We start from the raw sequence: 17,621 nt of genomic DNA on the forward strand, positions 1-17,621 counted from the left end.
TGACTGGCTGAATGCTCTGTTCAATGCGTGAATAGCAGGTTTATGAGCCAGTTAATTTGTTAATCACAATATTAATAACTGAAGCACGGCGGTCACTACCCACTTCTTACCATTAAGCTTCGCTTATGTTGAGAACGCACACTGACTGCTATTAGGTGAGTTTTCACCGCTACAGCAAAGCGGCGTTGTGGTCGCAAACGTTCAGATAATGGACAAACCTACAGGATGAGTTCGATGACTATGAAAAGACTGATGATTTCTAAATCTCTGCTGGCTGTGATGTTAGGTACTGCGCTGGTGAGCGGCTCTGCCCTGGCGGAAAGCTCCACTGCGGATAAAGCGAAAGCAACCTCTGACAGCGCAGGGCAAAAAATCGATAGCTCTATGAATAAAGTCGGCAATTTCATGGACGACAGCGCGATTACAGCTAAAGTTAAAGCGGCGCTGGTTGATCACGAAACGATTAAGAGCACCGATATCTCCGTGAAAACTGAGAAAAAGGTGGTCACGTTGAGCGGCTTTGTTGAGAGTCAGGCACAGGCTGAAGAAGCTGTGAAAGTGACGAAACAAGTTGAAGGTGTCTCATCTGTCAGCGACAAACTTCACGTGCGTGACAGCAAGTCACAGGGCGTGAAAGGCTACGCAGGCGATACGGCAACAACCAGTGAGATCAAAGCCAAACTGCTGGCCGATGATATTGTCCCGGCACGTAAAGTGAAAGTGGAAACCACTGACGGCGTTGTCCAGCTCTCCGGGACCGTAGATTCCCAGGCGCAGATTGATCGCGCTGAAAGCGTCGCCAAAGCGGTTGACGGTGTGAAAAGCGTTAAGAATGACCTTAAAGCGAAGTAAATCGCAGAATACGATCCCCGGATTTGAATCCGGGGGCGTGTAAACTAAAAGTAAACGACAATGCAGTGAGCAGCCTGAGCGCTCATGTTTAGCGGTCGACAATGACTATGGTAAAGGAGAAACGTATGTTTCGTTGGGGCATTATATTTCTGGTTATCGCGTTAATTGCCGCCGCTCTGGGTTTTGGTGGACTGGCAGGTACGGCAGCGGGCGCAGCAAAAATCGTCTTTATCGTCGGTATTATTCTGTTCCTCGTCAGCCTGTTTATGGGCCGTCGACGTCCATAGCGACGAATTAGATGTGGTAAAAATGTAAAAGCCAGTCTCCGGACTGGCTTTTGCAGTTTCAGCGCCGGGTAAATTGCGCTACCTTAGTCGTATAACTAAGAAAAATGAAAACAGGAAAGCAGGGTGGGACAACGAATTCCCGTGACGCTCGGCAACATAGCGCCGTTATCGGTTGAACCCTTCCGTCCTGAAAAGCTTGCGCTGGTGTGTGAAGGGGGAGGCCAAAGGGGTATTTTTACTGCCGGGGTTCTGGACGAATTCATGCGCGCGCAATTCAACCCGTTCGATCTCTTTCTCGGCACCTCTGCCGGGGCGCAAAATCTCTCCGCTTACCTGTGTAACCAGCCCGGCTATGCGCGTAAAGTCATTATGCGCTACACCACCACCCGCGATTTCTTCAATCCATTGCGCTTCGTGCGCGGCGGTAATCTTATCGATCTTGACTGGCTGGTGGACGCCACCGCCAGCAAAATGCCGCTGGCGATGGGCTACGCGGCAGACCAGTTTGAACGGGGCAAAACGTTCTATATGTGCGCCTGTCGTCAGGATGACTACACGCCGGGCTATTTTGCCCCAGACGAGAAAAACTGGCTGGACCTGATCCGCGCTTCCAGCGCCATTCCGGGCTTTTATCGCAGCGGCGTTTTGCTGGATGGCATCAACTACCTGGACGGCGGCGTCAGCGATGCTATCCCGGTGCAGGAGGCCGCCAGACGCGGGGCGACAACCATCGTGGTGATCCGAACCGTCCCGTCGCAAATGTACTATACGCCGCAATGGTTCAAACGGATGGAGCGCTGGCTGGGCGAAAGTAGCCTGCAACCGCTGGTGAACGTTGTACAGCATCATGAAACCAGCTATCACGCGATCCAGCAGTTTATTGAACAGCCGCCGGACGACCTGCGGATCTTCGAAATCTATCCGCCGAAAGCGCTGAACAGTATGGCGCTGGGCAGCAGCTTACCCGCGTTGCGAGAAGATTATAAAACCGGGCGGCTGTGCGGACGCTATTTCCTCGCGACCGTCGGTAAACTGCTGGCGGAAAGCCCGCCGCTGATGCGCCACCCGCCGCGTATCCAGGTCCCTGCGACAGTGGTGGTGCCGCCCGCGCCTGTCGCCAATGATACGCTTCATACGCCTCTCGTCGATGTGCCGCAGGCTAACGACGCCAGCTTTAATCATGAGGATCTGGCGTGACGGCGCGCTTTATCGATACTCACTGCCATTTCGACTTTCCGCCTTTTACCGGCGATGAAAGCGCCAGTTTGCAGAAGGCCGCGCAGGCCGGGGTAGAAAAAATCATCCTTCCTGCCGTTGAAGCCAATGACTTTGAACGCGTGACGGCGCTGGCAGAACAGTACGACGCCCTTTATATGGCGCTGGGTCTGCATCCCATCGTTATTGAGCGTCATAGCGACGCGTGCCTCGGACGGCTGGAAGATCAGCTTGCCGCGCCAGCGGATAAGCTGGTCGCGATCGGCGAGATCGGCCTCGATCTCTATCGGCAGGATCCGCAGTTCGAACGTCAGGAAACACTACTGGACGCGCAGCTTGCGCTGGCAAAGCGCTACGATTTGCCGGTGATCCTGCATTCCCGTCGGACTCACGACAAGCTGGCGATGCATCTTAAACGTCACGATCTCCCACGTACCGGAGTGGTGCATGGTTTTGCCGGAAGTCTGGTACAGGCAGAACGCTTTATTCAACTGGGATATAAAATCGGCGTCGGCGGTACGATTACATACCCTCGTGCCAGTAAAACCCGCAACGTGATGGCGCAGTTACCGCTGGAGGCGCTGCTGCTGGAAACCGATGCGCCGGATATGCCGCTAAACGGTTTTCAGGGCCAGCCGAACCGGCCCGAGCAGGTGGCGCGGGTGTTTGCGACATTATGCGAGCTGCGCCCGGAGCCTGCGGAAGTGATTGCCGGGACAATATGGCGGAATACGGTGGCGCTGTTTAAATTTGCCGGATAGTAAACAAATCGTACCGTTGGCTTTTTGCCGGATGGCAACGCTGGGGCGTCTTATCCGGCCGACAAGTCGATGACTCATATCCGGAACGGTAGGCCGGATAAGGCGAAGCCGCCATCCGGCAACCTGTCTCTGGTGCTGCAAAATTACAAATACAGTGCCGGAAAAATCAATTTCTTTACGCCCCGCGCCCTTAATGCTGCCGCAAGCTGGTTCACCTCCTCCGGCGTGGCACCCGGCCACGTTTTCGCTTCGCCATAGACGCCGTGAGCATGAAAGGCATTGAGACGCACCGGAACCTCGCCCAGTTGGGATATAAACGCCGCCAGAGGTTCAATATGCTCCAGGTAATCCACCTGACCCGGAATAACCAGCAGCCGTAGCTCGGCCAGCTTTCCACTATCCGCCAGCAGCAGGATACTGCGCTTGATCGGCGCGTTATCCCTCCCGGTAAGCGCAAGGTGGCATTCGCTACTCCAGGCTTTCAGGTCGATCATCGCACCGTCGCACAAGGGTAATAACTTTTCCCAGCCGGTTTCACTGAGCAGGCCATTGCTGTCCACCAGGCAGGTTAGCTGGCGTAATTGCGGGTCGGCTTTGATCGCGCTGAACAGCGCCAGCAAAAAGGGTAATTGTGTTGTCGCCTCGCCGCCGCTGACGGTAATGCCTTCAATAAAAAACCGTGCTTTACGCATATGCGCGAGCACCTCCTCCACGCTCATGGTTTGCGCCATCGGCGTCGCCTGCTGAGGACACAGGTGCAGACAGGTGTCGCATTGCTGACAGGCACCTGCATTCCAGATGACCCGTCCATCGACAAATGAAAGCGCCTGATGCGGACACTGCGGCACGCATTCTCCGCAATAGTTACAACATCCTATCGTCCACGGATTATGACAGCTCTTACAGCGCAGATTGCAGCCCTGTAAAAACAGGGCCAGGCGGCTGCCCGGCCCGTCTACGCAGGAGAAGGGGATAAGCTTACTGACCGAAGCGCATCTGCTGTTCATGGCTTATCACGCGGGGTTGACGTTCCATAATACGCGTGTTGCGCGCCGCCTCTTCGCCCAGCCAGGTGGTATTCAGGCGCGAGCCTTCGGCACGATACTTCTCCAGATCCGACAGCCGCACCATATAGCCCGTTACGCGGACCAGATCGTTGCCGCACACGTTGGCGGTAAATTCACGCATTCCTGCTTTAAACGCGCCGAGGCACAGCTGGACCAGCGCCTGCGGATTGTTCTTGATGGTTTCGTCGAGGGTCAGAATATCGCTGATGCCTGCCTGATACCAGGCGTGATGCGGGGCAACGGTTTGCAGATGGGTAATCGGATCCGGCTCGTCGCCGTAGGGCAGGCGCGCACCCGGTGTGGTGCCGGAATCTGAACTAATGCCGGACTGAGCGTGCAGCATGGCCCGATTTTTCCAGCCGTATTTTACCGATGTATTCTCAACAAATTCAGCAAGCTGTGCGCTAATGCGGTAGCCCAGTTGATTGGCCTCATCGTCCTTACCGTAACGCGCAGTCACGCCCGCTTTTTCACACAGAATATTGACGGCCTCCGCCAGCGCATACATGCCGAACATGGGAACAAACCGCTGTGGATCGATTAGCCCTTCCTTCACCAGGAAGCTGTTATCAAAGAAATGTGACTGCTGATAGAGAAATTCACATCGCGCATCGATAATCGCCAGTTGCTGTTCACAGTAGTGGGGAAGGGCACGCGAAAAGAAGTCCTCTGGCGACTGGCTGCGCTCTGCGACCGCTTTCAGGTTCATCCTGACCAGCGTACTACCGCCCCCGGCTAACGGCAGTGAGTTGTAACAGCTCACCACGCCATAATGTCCTTTTGTGAAAATTTTATCATTTACCGGCCCGTTAGCGATGTGCGGCTTACTGCATTCGCAAATGTTTTTCGCCACGCGTAGCAGTAAATCGTCCGGGGTAATCTCAGGATCGTAAATAAAGGTGAGATTAGGGGAAACCTGCTTCAGCTCCGCATCGGCGCGCAGAATAGCGCGGGTGACAGGCGTATCCGCCGGGCCAACATTGGCGTGCATAAACGCATCGGGCAGCGTCCTGTCGAGATAGCGCCAGAAACGTTTAATTCGAATATCGACCTCTTCTTGTGTTAGGATTCTAACATATGGTTGCAGCAATGTATCAAGCTGACCCAGATAGACTGGCATTGAGGTCACGGAAGGGACGTGATGATACAGAATGGTCAACAATGAAAGCGCGTCATCAAGATCCTGCGCCCCTTCAAGTTCCAGCCACGCTGAGCCGTGTTCATGAAACCGGGCGTAATCCGGCAGAATATAACGTGGCTTGAACGGCGCATGACCTTCAAACATATCGCAAATCACGCCGTCATCCAGCGCCGCCTGCGCTTCAACCGTCAGCGCCGGGGAAGGCAGGGCATTTTCTGCCTCCAGCGCGAGAAAATGGCGCTTTTGTTCGGGGCTGAGCACTGGGCTGGTCACAATCTGCTGGCAACGTTGTTGCAGCGTGTTTTCGCATGAGGTGGGCATCGTCGCGTCCTTAGTATGCCGTAATGATGCTCTATTCTAAGAAAAGGGAGAGAAGGCGCTTTTGATCCGGATGCTTTCATCTCCAGAAACACGAGGGTAATAAGTGATGTAGATCTCATTACAGCAATGCAAATTTGTACGAAGTTTTCATTAACTGTGATGTATGTCGATATGTAATCGCGAGTGGATGTTAGAATAATAACAGACTCGCACGATGAAATTTTATACGGCGACGCCGTTGGAGAATCAAATGAGCGATTTAAAAGCAAGTAGCCTGCGTGCACTGAAACTGATGGACCTGACCACCCTGAACGACGACGACACTAATGAAAAAGTGATCGCGCTGTGTCATCAGGCGAAAACCCCGGTGGGTAATACCGCCGCCGTTTGCATTTATCCGCGTTTTATCCCCATTGCGCGTAAGACGTTGCAAGAACAGGGGACGCCGGATATCCGCATCGCGACCGTCACCAACTTCCCGCACGGCAACGACGATATCGATATCGCGCTGGCTGAAACCCGCGCAGCGATTGCTTACGGTGCTGATGAAGTTGACGTGGTGTTCCCGTACCGCGCGCTGATCGCCGGTAACGAACAGGTTGGTTTTGATCTGGTGAAAGCCTGTAAAGACGCCTGCGCAGCGGCTAATGTACTGCTGAAAGTGATCATCGAAACCGGTGAACTGAAAGAAGAAGCGCTCATTCGTAAAGCGTCGGAAATCGCCATCAAAGCGGGTGCGGATTTCATCAAAACCTCGACCGGTAAAGTGCCGGTGAATGCGACGCCGGAAAGCGCGCGCATCATGCTGGAAGCGATCCGCGATATGAACGTGGCAAAAACCGTGGGTTTCAAACCGGCGGGTGGTGTGCGTAGCGCGGAAGATGCGCAGCAATTCCTGGCGATTGCGGACGAACTGTTCGGAGCTGACTGGGCGGACTCCCGCCACTACCGCTTTGGCGCATCCAGCCTGCTGGCCAGTCTGCTGAAAGCGCTGGGCCACGGCGACGGTAAGAGCGCCAGCAGCTACTAATCGTTGCCTCTCCTTTTGTCGGCCGGGTAAGCGTAGCGCCACCCGGCAAGTGGGTTTGATGCCGGATGGCGGCTGCGCCTTATCCGGCCTGACGTTATCCTTCCACTCTTTTCCTCTGGAGGTCCCTTGTTTCTCGCACAAGAAATTATTCGTAAAAAACGTGATGGTCACGCGCTAAGCGACGAAGAAATTCGGTTTTTCATCAACGGTATCCGTGATAACACCGTCTCCGAAGGACAGATTGCTGCCCTGGCGATGACCATTTTCTTCCACGATATGACGATGCCTGAACGCGTTTCGCTCACTATGGCGATGCGAGATTCAGGAACCGTACTGGACTGGAAGAGCCTGAATCTGAACGGGCCGATTGTCGATAAACACTCTACCGGCGGCGTGGGCGATGTTACCTCGCTGATGCTCGGCCCGATGGTCGCGGCATGCGGTGGCTACATTCCGATGATCTCCGGGCGCGGCCTCGGTCATACCGGCGGCACGCTTGATAAACTGGAAGCGATCCCTGGTTTCGATATCTTCCCCGACGACAACCGTTTCCGCGAGATTATTAAAGACGTTGGTGTGGCGATTATCGGGCAAACCAGCTCGCTCGCACCGGCGGATAAACGTTTTTATGCCACCCGCGATATTACCGCAACGGTGGATTCCATCCCGCTGATCACCGGTTCTATCCTCGCTAAAAAGCTGGCGGAAGGGCTGGATGCGCTGGTGATGGACGTCAAAGTGGGCAGCGGTGCGTTTATGCCGACTTACGAACTTTCCGCCGCGCTGGCAGAGGCGATTGTCGGCGTGGCGAACGGCGCGGGCGTGCGTACTACCGCCCTGCTGACCAATATGAATCAGGTGCTGGCTTCCAGCGCGGGTAACGCGGTGGAAGTGCGTGAAGCCGTCCAGTTCCTGACCGGTGAGTACCGCAACCCGCGTCTGTTTGACGTCACGATGGCGCTGTGCGTTGAGATGCTGATCTCCGGTCAGCTTGCCAAAGACGATGCCGATGCGCGGGCGAAATTGCAGACGGTGCTGGATAACGGTAAAGCGGCGGAAATCTTCGGTCGTATGGTGGCGGCACAGAAAGGCCCGAATGACTTCGTGGAGAACTACGCGAAATATCTGCCGACGGCGATGCTCAGCAAGGCCGTTTACGCCGATACCGAAGGGTTCGTTAGCGCGATGGATACCCGTGCGCTGGGGATGGCGGTAGTGTCTATGGGCGGCGGGCGTCGTCAGGCATCCGATACCATTGATTACAGCGTCGGCTTTACCGATATGGCGCGTCTGGGCGACAGCGTTGACGGACAGCGTCCGCTGGCGGTCATCCATGCCAAAGACGAAGCCAGCTGGCAGGAGGCGGCGAAAGCCGTCAAAGCGGCTATTGTTCTTGACGATAAGGCACCGGAAACCACGCCAACGGTCTATCGTCGCATCACTGAATAGCGTACATCATTCGCGTTGTGGCGGTGCCGGTCGCGGTCATCTTCCCAAAACGCCAATGATTTAGGGTATACTGATCTGATCGCTTTTTTATGAGCACTACGTACGGAGAAACTATGAAACGTGCATTTATTATGGTGCTGGACTCTTTCGGCATCGGCGCTACCGAAGATGCGAAAAACTTTGGTGACACAGGCTCTGATACGCTGGGTCATATCGCAGAAGCCTGCGCCAAAGGCGAGGCTGACCATGGTCGTAAAGGCCCGTTAAACCTGCCTAACCTGACCCGTCTGGGGCTGGCGAAAGCTCATGAAGGTTCGACCGGTAAAATTGCTGCTGGTCTCGATGGCAATGCTGAAGTCATCGGCGCTTATGCCTGGGCGCATGAACTTTCCTCCGGGAAAGATACGCCGTCCGGTCACTGGGAAATCGCTGGTGTACCGGTGCTGTTTGACTGGGGCTACTTTAGCGACCACGACAACAGCTTCCCGCAGGAACTGCTTGATAAGCTGGTGGAACGCGCCAACCTGCCGGGCTACCTCGGCAACTGCCACTCTTCCGGTACGGTGATCCTGGACCAGTTGGGTGAAGAGCATATGAAAACCGGTAAGCCGATTTTCTATACCTCCGCCGACTCCGTATTCCAGATCGCCTGTCACGAAGAGACCTTTGGCCTCGATAAACTTTACCAGTTATGCGAAATCGCCCGTGAAGAGCTGACCGAAGGCGGTTACAACATTGGCCGCGTTATCGCCCGTCCGTTTGTCGGTGATAAAGCCGGTAACTTCCAGCGTACCGGCAACCGTCACGATCTGGCCGTTGAACCGCCTGCACCGACCGTGCTGCAAAAACTGGTCGATGAGAAAAACGGCCAGGTGGTTTCTGTTGGTAAGATTGCGGATATCTACGCCAACTGCGGCATCACCAAAAAAGTGAAAGCGACCGGTCTGGACGCGTTGTTCGATGCCACCATTAAAGAGATGAAAGAAGCGGGTGATGAGACCATCGTGTTCACTAACTTCGTCGACTTCGACTCTTCATGGGGCCACCGTCGCGATATCGCCGGTTATGCCGCCGGTCTGGAGCTGTTCGACCGCCGTCTGCCGCAGCTGATGGAACTGGTGGGAGAGGACGACATTCTGATCCTGACCGCTGACCACGGCTGTGACCCGAGCTGGACCGGGACCGATCATACCCGTGAACACATTCCGGTGCTGATCTACGGCCCGAAAGTGAAAGCGGGATCGCTGGGTCACCGTGAAACCTTCGCGGATATTGGTCAGACAGTAGCGAGCTATTTCGGTACGTCGCCAATGGAATACGGCAAAAACATGCTGTGATCGCATTGCCCGGTGGCGCTTTGCTTACCGGCCTGCGGTTTTATCGACTTGTAGGCCGGGTAAGGCGAAGCCGCCACCCGGCACTATTGCGCTGAACAAATACATAATGAATAAGGACCTGAAAATGGCTACTCCCCACATTAATGCAGAAATGGGTGATTTCGCTGACGTCGTTTTGATGCCGGGCGACCCGCTGCGCGCGAAACACATTGCTGAAACCTTTCTCGAAGACGTGCGTGAAGTAAACAACGTCCGCGGCATGCTGGGCTTCACCGGTACTTATAAGGGCCGTAAAATCTCCGTGATGGGTCACGGTATGGGGATCCCGTCCTGCTCCATCTACACCAAAGAGCTGATCACCGATTTCGGCGTGAAGAAAATCATCCGCGTAGGCTCCTGCGGCGCGGTGCGTGCCGACGTGAAACTGCGTGATGTCGTGATCGGTATGGGGGCCTGCACCGACTCCAAAGTGAACCGTCTGCGTTTTAAAGACCATGACTTCGCCGCCATTGCCGACTTTGGCATGGTGCGTGACGCGGTAGAGGCGGCGAAAGCGCTGGGCGTGGAAGCGCGCGTCGGTAATATCTTCTCTGCCGATCTGTTTTACACGCCGGACCCGTCCATGTTCGACGTGATGGAAAAATATGGCATTCTGGGCGTGGAAATGGAAGCGGCGGGCATCTATGGCGTGGCGGCTGAGTTTGGTGCGAAAGCACTGACCATCTGCACCGTGTCTGACCATATCCGTACCCACGAACAGACGACGGCGGCTGAACGTCAGACCACCTTCAACGATATGATCAAAATCGCGCTGGAATCTGTGCTGCTGGGCGATAAAGCGTAAGTTTTTTTAGCCCGGTGGTGCAGCGCTAAACCGGGCCTGCAAAACTGCGCAAAATCTGCACGCCGGATAAGGCATTAGCCGCCATCCGGCTTATTTTTCCCCAAAGTATCTATTCACCAATTTTAATTTTTTAAAAATTTACCTTTATTTTTCAGTGGCGTGGCGTTTCAAATCTATCCAGGAATCTATTCATTCGGTACGGCCATGCATCCAGGATGGGCATACAAGCAACGTATCCGGACATTCATAAATTTCTGCCATTCTACTTTTCATATGTGCACTTATTTGTTCTTTTTCGATACGTTTAAGCGCGTCTGGAGTGATGTTTAACATTTTCGCTGCATCAGTACGTGATACATTTTTATAGAGGCGTACTGCGGCAAGCCAGGAAACTTTTTGACTAACCATGGTTAACGCAATCGCTTGTTCTTGTTTTAGCAGATCAATCACCTTGCTTTACCTTACCGCCCCTGCCACCCACGCTGATACCTCCCGCAGCTCTTTTTCCTGCTCCGGGAAATCAACCAGCAGCGCTTCGCACTCCTGCTGTAGCATATCCGCCCGATACAGGCAGCCCTGCAAACGGCCCGCCAGCGCCTCCAGCGGCGCGGGATTCAGGCTGTCGGTAAAGACCTGCGTGCGGGTAATATGGCCTTTTTCAACGTCGAAATGCAGTTCCACGCCGCCCCAGGTGAAGCGTTCATCCAGCAAATGACTAAAGGCAGGGGCCTGGCCGAAATTCCACTCCCAGCTGCTCTGGCGGGCAAAGGTCTCGGCAAAATTTGGCAGATCCGGCATTTTCTCCGGTGAAATAATCTCGGCGTCCACGCGCTCGCCATAGTAGCTGAAAAAGGCTTCGGTGACCGCCTCGCAGACCTGCTGATGGGTAATGCCCGGTAGCAGCTCCACCAGATTCGCGACCCGGCCACGAACGGAAGTAATGCCTTTGGCTGCCAGCTTCTTTTTGTCCGGATTCAGATAATTAGCCAGACGGCTGAGATCGGCATTGAGCAGCAGCGTACCGTGATGGAAACCGCGATCTTTGGTTTCGCGATAGGCTGAGCCGGAGACTTTCCGATCGCCTTCAGCTGTTTTCACCACCAGATCGTTACGCCCGGACGCCTCCGCCGTAACGCCCAGCGCGTTTAATGCATTAAGTACAATCGCGGTGGAAACTGTTTTATCGTACTCCGGCTTCCCGGCCATAAAGGTGAAACAGGTATTGCCGAGATCGTGAAATACCGCGCCACCACCGCTACTGCGCCGTGCCAGCCGGACATTATCTTCTTCCATCCGGCGAGTGTTACACTCTTTCCACGGATTTTGCGCGCGCCCGATGACTACCGTGTCGGCATTGCGCCACAAAAACAGTACCCGCTGCGTGGCGGGCATCTGGCGGAAAATAGACTCCTCTACAGCCAGGTTAAACCAGGGATCGTACGAGTCGGAAAGAAGCAGGCGTAATGTCGGCATCAAACTATCCTTTTCATCATCGCTTTGCGGCAAATAAGCGCCATATTGCGGAAAATTGTCTTTTCTATATTGCCAGAAGCGCTATTGTCGGGGTAGCCTCATGCGTCGTTTTACCCCGGATAGACAGGAGTTGTAATGCCCAACATTACCTGGTGCGATCTGCCCGATGATGTGTCTTTATGGCCTGGTTTACCGCTCTCATTGAGTGGTGATGAGGTGATGCCGCTGGATTATCACGCAGGGCGTAGCGGCTGGCTGCTATATGGTCGTAGCCTTGATAAACAACGCTTAACCCAGTATCAGCGTAAGCTGGGCGCGGCCATGGTGATCGTCACCGCGTGGTGCGTGGAAGATTATCAGGTCATCCGCCTGGCCGGATCGCTGACCGCGCGTGCGACGCGTCTGGCGCACGATGCGGGGCTGGACGTGGCACCGCTGGGTAAAATTCCGCATCTGCGGACACCGGGCTTGCTGGTGATGGATATGGATTCCACCGCCATCCAGATTGAGTGCATTGACGAAATTGCCAAACTGGCCGGCACCGGCGAAATGGTCGCGGAAGTGACCGAGCGCGCGATGCGTGGCGAGCTGGACTTCACTGCCAGCCTGCGCAGCCGTGTGGCAACGCTGAAAGGCGCAGATGCCAATATCCTGCACCAGGTTCGCGACGGGCTGCCGCTGATGCCAGGCTTAACCCAACTGGTACTCAAACTGGAATCGCTGGGCTGGAAAGTGGCCATTGCCTCCGGCGGCTTCACCTTCTTTGCTGAATATCTGCGTGACAAACTTCGACTGTCGGCGGTGGTTGCCAACGAGCTGGAAATGAGGGACGGCAAGTTCACGGGGCATGTGATCGGCGATATTGTCGATGCGCAATATAAAGCCATGACCCTGGTGCGTCTGGCCGAAGAGTACGGCATTCCCCATGAGCAAACTGTGGCGATTGGCGATGGTGCAAACGACCTGCCGATGATTAAAACCGCCGGGCTGGGTATTGCCTATCATGCGAAACCGAAAGTGAATGAAAAGACGGAAGTGACTATCCGTCATGCTGACCTGATGGGCGTGTTCTGCATCCTGTCCGGCAGCCTGAACCAGAAATAACTGAAATGCCAGAGCAGGCGACCCGCCGGCAATGGTATGAAAAAACGAGGTAAAACGTGGCGAAAGCTCCAAAACGCGCATTTGTCTGTAATGAATGTGGTGCGGATTATCCGCGCTGGCAGGGGCAGTGCAGCGCCTGTCATGCCTGGAACACCATCACCGAAGTGCGCGTCGCGGCATCGCCAACCGTGGCGCGTAATGAAAAACTGAGCGGCTATGCCGGCAGCGCGGGCGTGTCGAAAGTGCAAAAGCTTTCCGATATCAGCCTGGAAGCATTACCACGCTTCTCCACCGGCTTTAAAGAATTCGACCGCGTACTGGGCGGCGGCGTCGTGCCGGGGAGCGCAATCCTGATCGGCGGTAATCCTGGCGCGGGCAAATCCACGCTGCTGCTGCAAACCCTGTGTCGACTGGCGGAAGGTATGAAAACACTGTACGTCACCGGGGAAGAATCACTCCAGCAGGTTGCCATGCGCGCGCACCGTCTGGGACTGCCGACAGCCAACCTGAATATGCTCTCGGAAACCAGCATCGAGCAGATCTGCATGATTGCTGATGAAGAGCAGCCGAAGCTGATGGTCATCGACTCTATTCAGGTGATGCATATGGCGGATATTCAGTCGTCGCCGGGAAGCGTGGCACAGGTCCGCGAGACCGCCGCGTATTTAACCCGCTTCGCCAAAACGCGCGGCGTGGCGATTGTGATGGTTGGCCACGTTACCAAAGACGGATCGCTTGCCGGGCCGAAAGTGCTGGAGCACTGCATCGACTGCTCGGTGCTGCTGGACGGTGACGCAGATTCCCGTTTCCGTACCCTGCGCAGCCATAAAAACCGCTTTGGCGCGGTAAATGAACTTGGCGTTTTTGCCATGACTGAACAGGGGCTACGCGAAGTCAGTAACCCGTCCGCTATCTTCCTCAGCCGTGGCGATGAGGTCACTTCTGGCAGTTCGGTGATGGTCGTCTGGGAAGGCACGCGTCCGCTGCTGGTAGAAATTCAGGCGCTGGTCGATCACTCGATGATGGCGAATCCGCGTCGGGTGGCGGTGGGGCTGGAGCAAAACCGTCTGGCGATCCTGCTGGCGGTGCTGCATCGTCACGGCGGGCTACAGATGTCCGATCAGGATGTGTTCGTCAACGTGGTCGGCGGCGTGAAGGTCACAGAAACCAGTGCCGATCTGGCCTTGCTGCTGGCGATGGTCTCCAGCCTGCGCGATCGACCATTGCCGCACGATTTAGTGGTGTTTGGCGAAGTGGGACTGGCGGGCGAAATCCGTCCGGTGCCGAGTGGTCAGGAGCGTATCTCAGAAGCGGCAAAACACGGCTTCAAACGTGCCATTGTTCCGGCGGCCAACGTACCCAAAAAACCGCCGGAAGGGATGCAAGTTTTTGGTGTTAAAAAACTTTCTGACGCCCTCAGCGCATTTGACGACTTATAATAAAAGACTCGCCGTCTTTCCGGCGGTCGTCTCGTAGCCTGATGCGTGCAGCGCTATCAGGCCGCGGGCGAGGAAGCCGGATGGTATGACCCCAACTCAGCAGGAGGCTCTTGTGTCATTTGATTACCTGAAAACCGCGATAAAGCAAAAAGGCTGCACCCTTCAGCAGGTGGCGGACGCCAGCGGTATGACTAAAGGTTATCTAAGCCAGCTTCTCAATGCCAAGATCAAAAGCCCCAGCGCGCAGAAGCTGGAAGCGCTGCATCGCTTCCTTGGGCTGGAGTTCCCGCGTAAACAAAAGAGCGTCGGCGTGGTGTTCGGCAAATTCTATCCGCTGCATACCGGGCATATTTATCTGATCCAGCGCGCCTGTAGTCAGGTTGATGAACTGCATATCATCATGGGCTACGATGAGACGCGCGACCGCCAGTTGTTTGAGGCCAGCGCGATGTCGCAGCAGCCAACAGTGTCAGACCGCCTGCGCTGGCTACTTCAGACCTTCAAATACCAGAAAAATATTCGCATCCATGCGTTTAATGAAGAAGGGATGGAGCCTTACCCGCACGGCTGGGACGTCTGGAGCCGGGGCATCAGTGCGTTTATGGAAGAGAAGGGCATCCAGCCTAACTGGATCTACACCTCCGAAGAGGCCGACGCGGCGCAGTACCCGCAGCATCTCGGCACCGAGGCGGTGCTCATCGATCCGAAACGTACCTTTATGAATATCAGCGGGGGACAAATCCGCGCCAACCCCTTCCGCTACTGGGAATATATTCCGACAGAAGTGAAGCCGTTCTTCGTGCGTACCATCGCGGTACTGGGCGGGGAATCCAGCGGTAAATCCACGCTGGTCAACAAGCTGGCAAATATCTTCAATACCACCAGCGCCTGGGAATATGGACGCGACTACGTTTTTTCTCACCTTGGCGGTGACGAAATGGCGCTCCAGTATTCCGACTACGATAAAATCGCGCTGGGCCAGGCGCAATATATTGATTTCGCCGTGAAATATGCCAATAAAGTCGCGTTTGTTGATACCGATTTTGTGACCACTCAGGCCTTCTGCAAAAAATATGAAGGGCGTGAGCATCCGTTCGTTCAGGCGCTGATCGATGAGTATCGCTTTGACCTGGTGATCCTGCTGGAAAACAATACGCCGTGGGTGGCCGATGGTCTGCGCAGTCTGGGCAGCTCGGTGGATCGTAAAGAGTTTCAGCGGTTACTGGTTACTATGCTGGAAGCCAATAATATCGACTTTGTTCATGTCGAAGAGTCGGATTACGATTCGCGCTTTTTGCGTTGCGTGGATCTGGTGAAAGAGTTGATGGGCGAGCAGGGATAGAGAATATGTGCCGGGTGGCGGCTTCGCCTTGCCCGGCCTACAAAAACTACATAATATCAGCGTGTTGCATGCATCAACCGTAGGCCCGGTAAGCGCAGCGCCACCGGGCATGTACAGATTACTTCGCGATACGCTTGTACTTAATCCGCTTCGGCTCCAGCGCATCCGCGCCCAGCGTGCGTTTCTTGTACTCTTCGTATTCGGTAAAGTTACCTTCGAAGAACTCGACTTTGCCTTCATCCTGATAGTCCAGAATGTGGGTGGCGATACGGTCGAGGAACCAGCGGTCGTGCGAGATCACCATCGCGCAGCCCGGGAACTCCAGCAGGGCGTTTTCCAGCGCGCGCAGGGTTTCGATATCCAGGTCGTTGGTTGGTTCATCGAGCAGAAGCATGTTGCCGCCAACCTGTAGCAGCTTCGCCAGGTGCAGACGACCGCGCTCACCGCCGGACAGTTCGCCCACGCGTTTACCCTGATCGACACCTTTGAAGTTGAAGCGGCCCACGTAGGCGCGGCTTGGCATTTCGGTGTTGCCGATTTTCATGATATCCAGCCCGCCGGAGACTTCTTCCCATACGGTTTTGCTGTTGTCCATCGCATCACGGAACTGATCGACGGAAGCCAGTTTCACCGTTTCACCCAGGGTGATGGTGCCGCTATCGGGCTGTTCCTGGCCGGACATCATACGGAACAGGGTAGATTTACCCGCGCCGTTCGGACCGATGATGCCGACAATCGCGCCTTTCGGTACTGAGAAGCTCAGATCGTCGATCAGTACACGATCGCCGTAAGATTTACGCAGATTACTGACTTCAACGACTTTATCGCCCAGACGAGGTCCTGGTGGGATAAACAGTTCGTTGGTCTCGTTACGTTTCTGGTATTCGGTGCTGTTGAGTTCTTCAAAGCGTGCCAGACGCGCCTTGCCTTTCGACTGACGGCCTTTCGCGCCCTGACGGACCCACTCCAGCTCTTTCTCAATGGATTTACGGCGCGCCGCTTCCTGAGAGGCTTCCTGCGCCAGACGCTGATCTTTCTGTTCCAGCCAGGAGGAGTAGTTACCTTCCCACGGAATACCTTCACCGCGGTCAAGCTCCAGGATCCAGCCGGCAACGTTATCGAGGAAGTAACGGTCGTGGGTGATCGCCACCACGGTGCCTTCGAAGTCGTGCAGGAAGCGTTCCAGCCAGGCGACGGATTCAGCATCCAGGTGGTTGGTCGGTTCGTCGAGCAGCAGCATGTCTGGTTTTTCCAGCAGCAGGCGGCACAGCGCGACGCGGCGGCGCTCGCCCCCGGAAAGCTTCTCAACTTTCGCATCCCAGTCCGGCAGACGCAGGGCGTCGGCGGCGCGTTCCAGTTGCACGTTCAGGTTGTGACCGTCATGCGCCTGGATGATCTCTTCAAATTTACCCTGTTGCGCAGCCAGCTTATCAAAGTCCGCATCCGGCTCGGCGTACTTCGCGTACACTTCATCCAGACCTTTGAGCGCGTTAACTACTTCGGCAACCGCTTCTTCAACGGATTCACGAACAGTATGTTCCGGGTTCAGCTTCGGCTCCTGCGGCAGGTAGCCAATCTTGAGACCCGGCTGTGGGCGAGCTTCCCCTTCAATATCGGTATCAATACCGGCCATGATGCGCAGCAGGGTGGATTTACCGGCACCGTTCAGGCCCAGTACACCGATTTTTGCGCCAGGGAAGAAGCTCAGGGAGATGTTTTTCAAAATATGACGTTTCGGCGGAACCACTTTGCCGACACGATGCATGGTATAAACGAATTGAGCCACGTTGGACTTCGCCTCTTTTATGGTAAGGAGTTCAAAGGCGAAGTGTAGCCGTTTTCCTGTCTGAATCCCAGCGGACCAGGCTGTTGCGCTAAAGTAAAAAAATGTCCGGAACGTGGCGGAATGTGCAATGTCTGATTAGCATAAACAGTTTACGCGGCACGATGCTGCCTGAG

At 55.1% G+C, this 17,621-nt stretch carries 16 protein-coding genes; 11 read left to right on the forward strand and 5 right to left on the reverse strand.

Features of this window, described 5'->3' with window-relative positions:
• The first annotated feature begins 234 nt into the window (after positions 1 to 234).
• The 4 genes from osmY (at position 235) to ACMGGS_RS10360 (ending at position 3,115) form a co-directional block, all read left to right on the forward strand.
• Complete coding sequence (gene osmY / locus ACMGGS_RS10345) at positions 235 to 852, forward strand: molecular chaperone OsmY (RefSeq protein WP_414165987.1); 618 nt, start codon at positions 235 to 237, stop codon at positions 850 to 852.
• Positions 853 to 977: 125 nt separating this feature from the next.
• Complete coding sequence (locus ACMGGS_RS10350; RefSeq protein ID WP_007373037.1) at positions 978 to 1,139, forward strand: DUF1328 domain-containing protein; 162 nt, start codon at positions 978 to 980, stop codon at positions 1,137 to 1,139.
• Positions 1,140 to 1,262: 123 nt separating this feature from the next.
• Positions 1,263 to 2,336: a patatin-like phospholipase family protein gene (locus ACMGGS_RS10355; RefSeq protein WP_414165988.1), complete on the forward strand. Its 1,074-nt coding sequence runs from the start codon at positions 1,263 to 1,265 to the stop codon at positions 2,334 to 2,336.
• Positions 2,333 to 3,115: a metal-dependent hydrolase gene (locus ACMGGS_RS10360; RefSeq protein WP_414165989.1), complete on the forward strand. Its 783-nt coding sequence runs from the start codon at positions 2,333 to 2,335 to the stop codon at positions 3,113 to 3,115. Before ACMGGS_RS10355 ends, ACMGGS_RS10360 begins: the two co-directional genes overlap by 4 nt.
• A gap of 143 nt (positions 3,116 to 3,258) precedes the next feature.
• Here ACMGGS_RS10360 and ACMGGS_RS10365 read toward each other — a convergent pair whose 3' ends face one another.
• Positions 3,259 to 4,122 carry a YjjW family glycine radical enzyme activase gene (locus ACMGGS_RS10365; protein WP_414165990.1) on the reverse strand — a complete coding sequence of 288 codons (864 nt, stop codon included), beginning with the start codon at positions 4,120 to 4,122 and terminating at the stop codon, positions 3,259 to 3,261.
• Positions 4,094 to 5,644, reverse strand: a complete 1,551-nt coding sequence (locus ACMGGS_RS10370) for a YjjI family glycine radical enzyme (protein ID WP_414165991.1) — start codon at positions 5,642 to 5,644, stop codon at positions 4,094 to 4,096. Before ACMGGS_RS10370 ends, ACMGGS_RS10365 begins: the two co-directional genes overlap by 29 nt.
• Before the next feature lie 250 nt (positions 5,645 to 5,894).
• Between ACMGGS_RS10370 and deoC the strand changes: the two genes are divergently transcribed.
• The 4 genes from deoC to deoD all read left to right on the forward strand — a co-directional run bounded on the left by deoC (position 5,895) and on the right by deoD (position 10,304).
• On the forward strand, positions 5,895 to 6,674 hold the full coding sequence (gene deoC, locus ACMGGS_RS10375; RefSeq protein WP_414165992.1) for a deoxyribose-phosphate aldolase: 780 nt from the start codon (positions 5,895 to 5,897) through the stop codon (positions 6,672 to 6,674).
• A gap of 126 nt (positions 6,675 to 6,800) precedes the next feature.
• A complete protein-coding gene (deoA, locus tag ACMGGS_RS10380; RefSeq protein ID WP_414165993.1) occupies positions 6,801 to 8,123 on the forward strand; it encodes a thymidine phosphorylase in 1,323 nt (440 codons plus the stop codon).
• 113 nt (positions 8,124 to 8,236) lie between these two features.
• The gene (deoB, locus tag ACMGGS_RS10385) at positions 8,237 to 9,460 is read left to right on the forward strand and encodes a phosphopentomutase (protein WP_414165994.1); all 1,224 of its coding nucleotides are present in this window, start codon (positions 8,237 to 8,239) and stop codon (positions 9,458 to 9,460) included.
• 124 nt (positions 9,461 to 9,584) lie between these two features.
• Complete coding sequence (gene deoD, locus ACMGGS_RS10390) at positions 9,585 to 10,304, forward strand: purine-nucleoside phosphorylase (protein WP_176918415.1); 720 nt, start codon at positions 9,585 to 9,587, stop codon at positions 10,302 to 10,304.
• A gap of 189 nt (positions 10,305 to 10,493) precedes the next feature.
• On the opposite strand, the gene ACMGGS_RS10395 is transcribed toward deoD, so the two are convergent.
• Positions 10,494 to 10,754: an XRE family transcriptional regulator gene (locus tag ACMGGS_RS10395; RefSeq protein ID WP_414165995.1), complete on the reverse strand. Its 261-nt coding sequence runs from the start codon at positions 10,752 to 10,754 to the stop codon at positions 10,494 to 10,496.
• Positions 10,755 to 10,760: 6 nt separating this feature from the next.
• A complete protein-coding gene (gene lplA / locus ACMGGS_RS10400; RefSeq protein ID WP_176918413.1) occupies positions 10,761 to 11,777 on the reverse strand; it encodes a lipoate--protein ligase LplA in 1,017 nt (338 codons plus the stop codon).
• Positions 11,778 to 11,912: 135 nt separating this feature from the next.
• Between lplA and serB the strand changes: the two genes are divergently transcribed.
• The 3 genes from serB (at position 11,913) to nadR (ending at position 15,662) form a co-directional block, all read left to right on the forward strand.
• Positions 11,913 to 12,881, forward strand: coding sequence for a phosphoserine phosphatase (serB, locus tag ACMGGS_RS10405; protein ID WP_176918412.1), 969 nt, complete (start codon positions 11,913 to 11,915; stop codon positions 12,879 to 12,881).
• A gap of 56 nt (positions 12,882 to 12,937) precedes the next feature.
• Positions 12,938 to 14,320, forward strand: coding sequence for a DNA repair protein RadA (radA, locus tag ACMGGS_RS10410; protein WP_414165996.1), 1,383 nt, complete (start codon positions 12,938 to 12,940; stop codon positions 14,318 to 14,320).
• A gap of 85 nt (positions 14,321 to 14,405) precedes the next feature.
• A complete protein-coding gene (nadR, locus tag ACMGGS_RS10415) occupies positions 14,406 to 15,662 on the forward strand; it encodes a multifunctional transcriptional regulator/nicotinamide-nucleotide adenylyltransferase/ribosylnicotinamide kinase NadR (RefSeq protein ID WP_414165997.1) in 1,257 nt (418 codons plus the stop codon).
• Positions 15,663 to 15,780: 118 nt separating this feature from the next.
• On the opposite strand, the gene ettA is transcribed toward nadR, so the two are convergent.
• Positions 15,781 to 17,448, reverse strand: coding sequence for an energy-dependent translational throttle protein EttA (ettA, locus tag ACMGGS_RS10420; RefSeq protein ID WP_194207903.1), 1,668 nt, complete (start codon positions 17,446 to 17,448; stop codon positions 15,781 to 15,783).
• Positions 17,449 to 17,621: the final 173 nt, after the last annotated feature.

This window comes from Superficieibacter sp. BNK-5 (assembly GCF_047456055.1).
Taxonomy (GTDB): domain Bacteria; phylum Pseudomonadota; class Gammaproteobacteria; order Enterobacterales; family Enterobacteriaceae; genus Superficieibacter.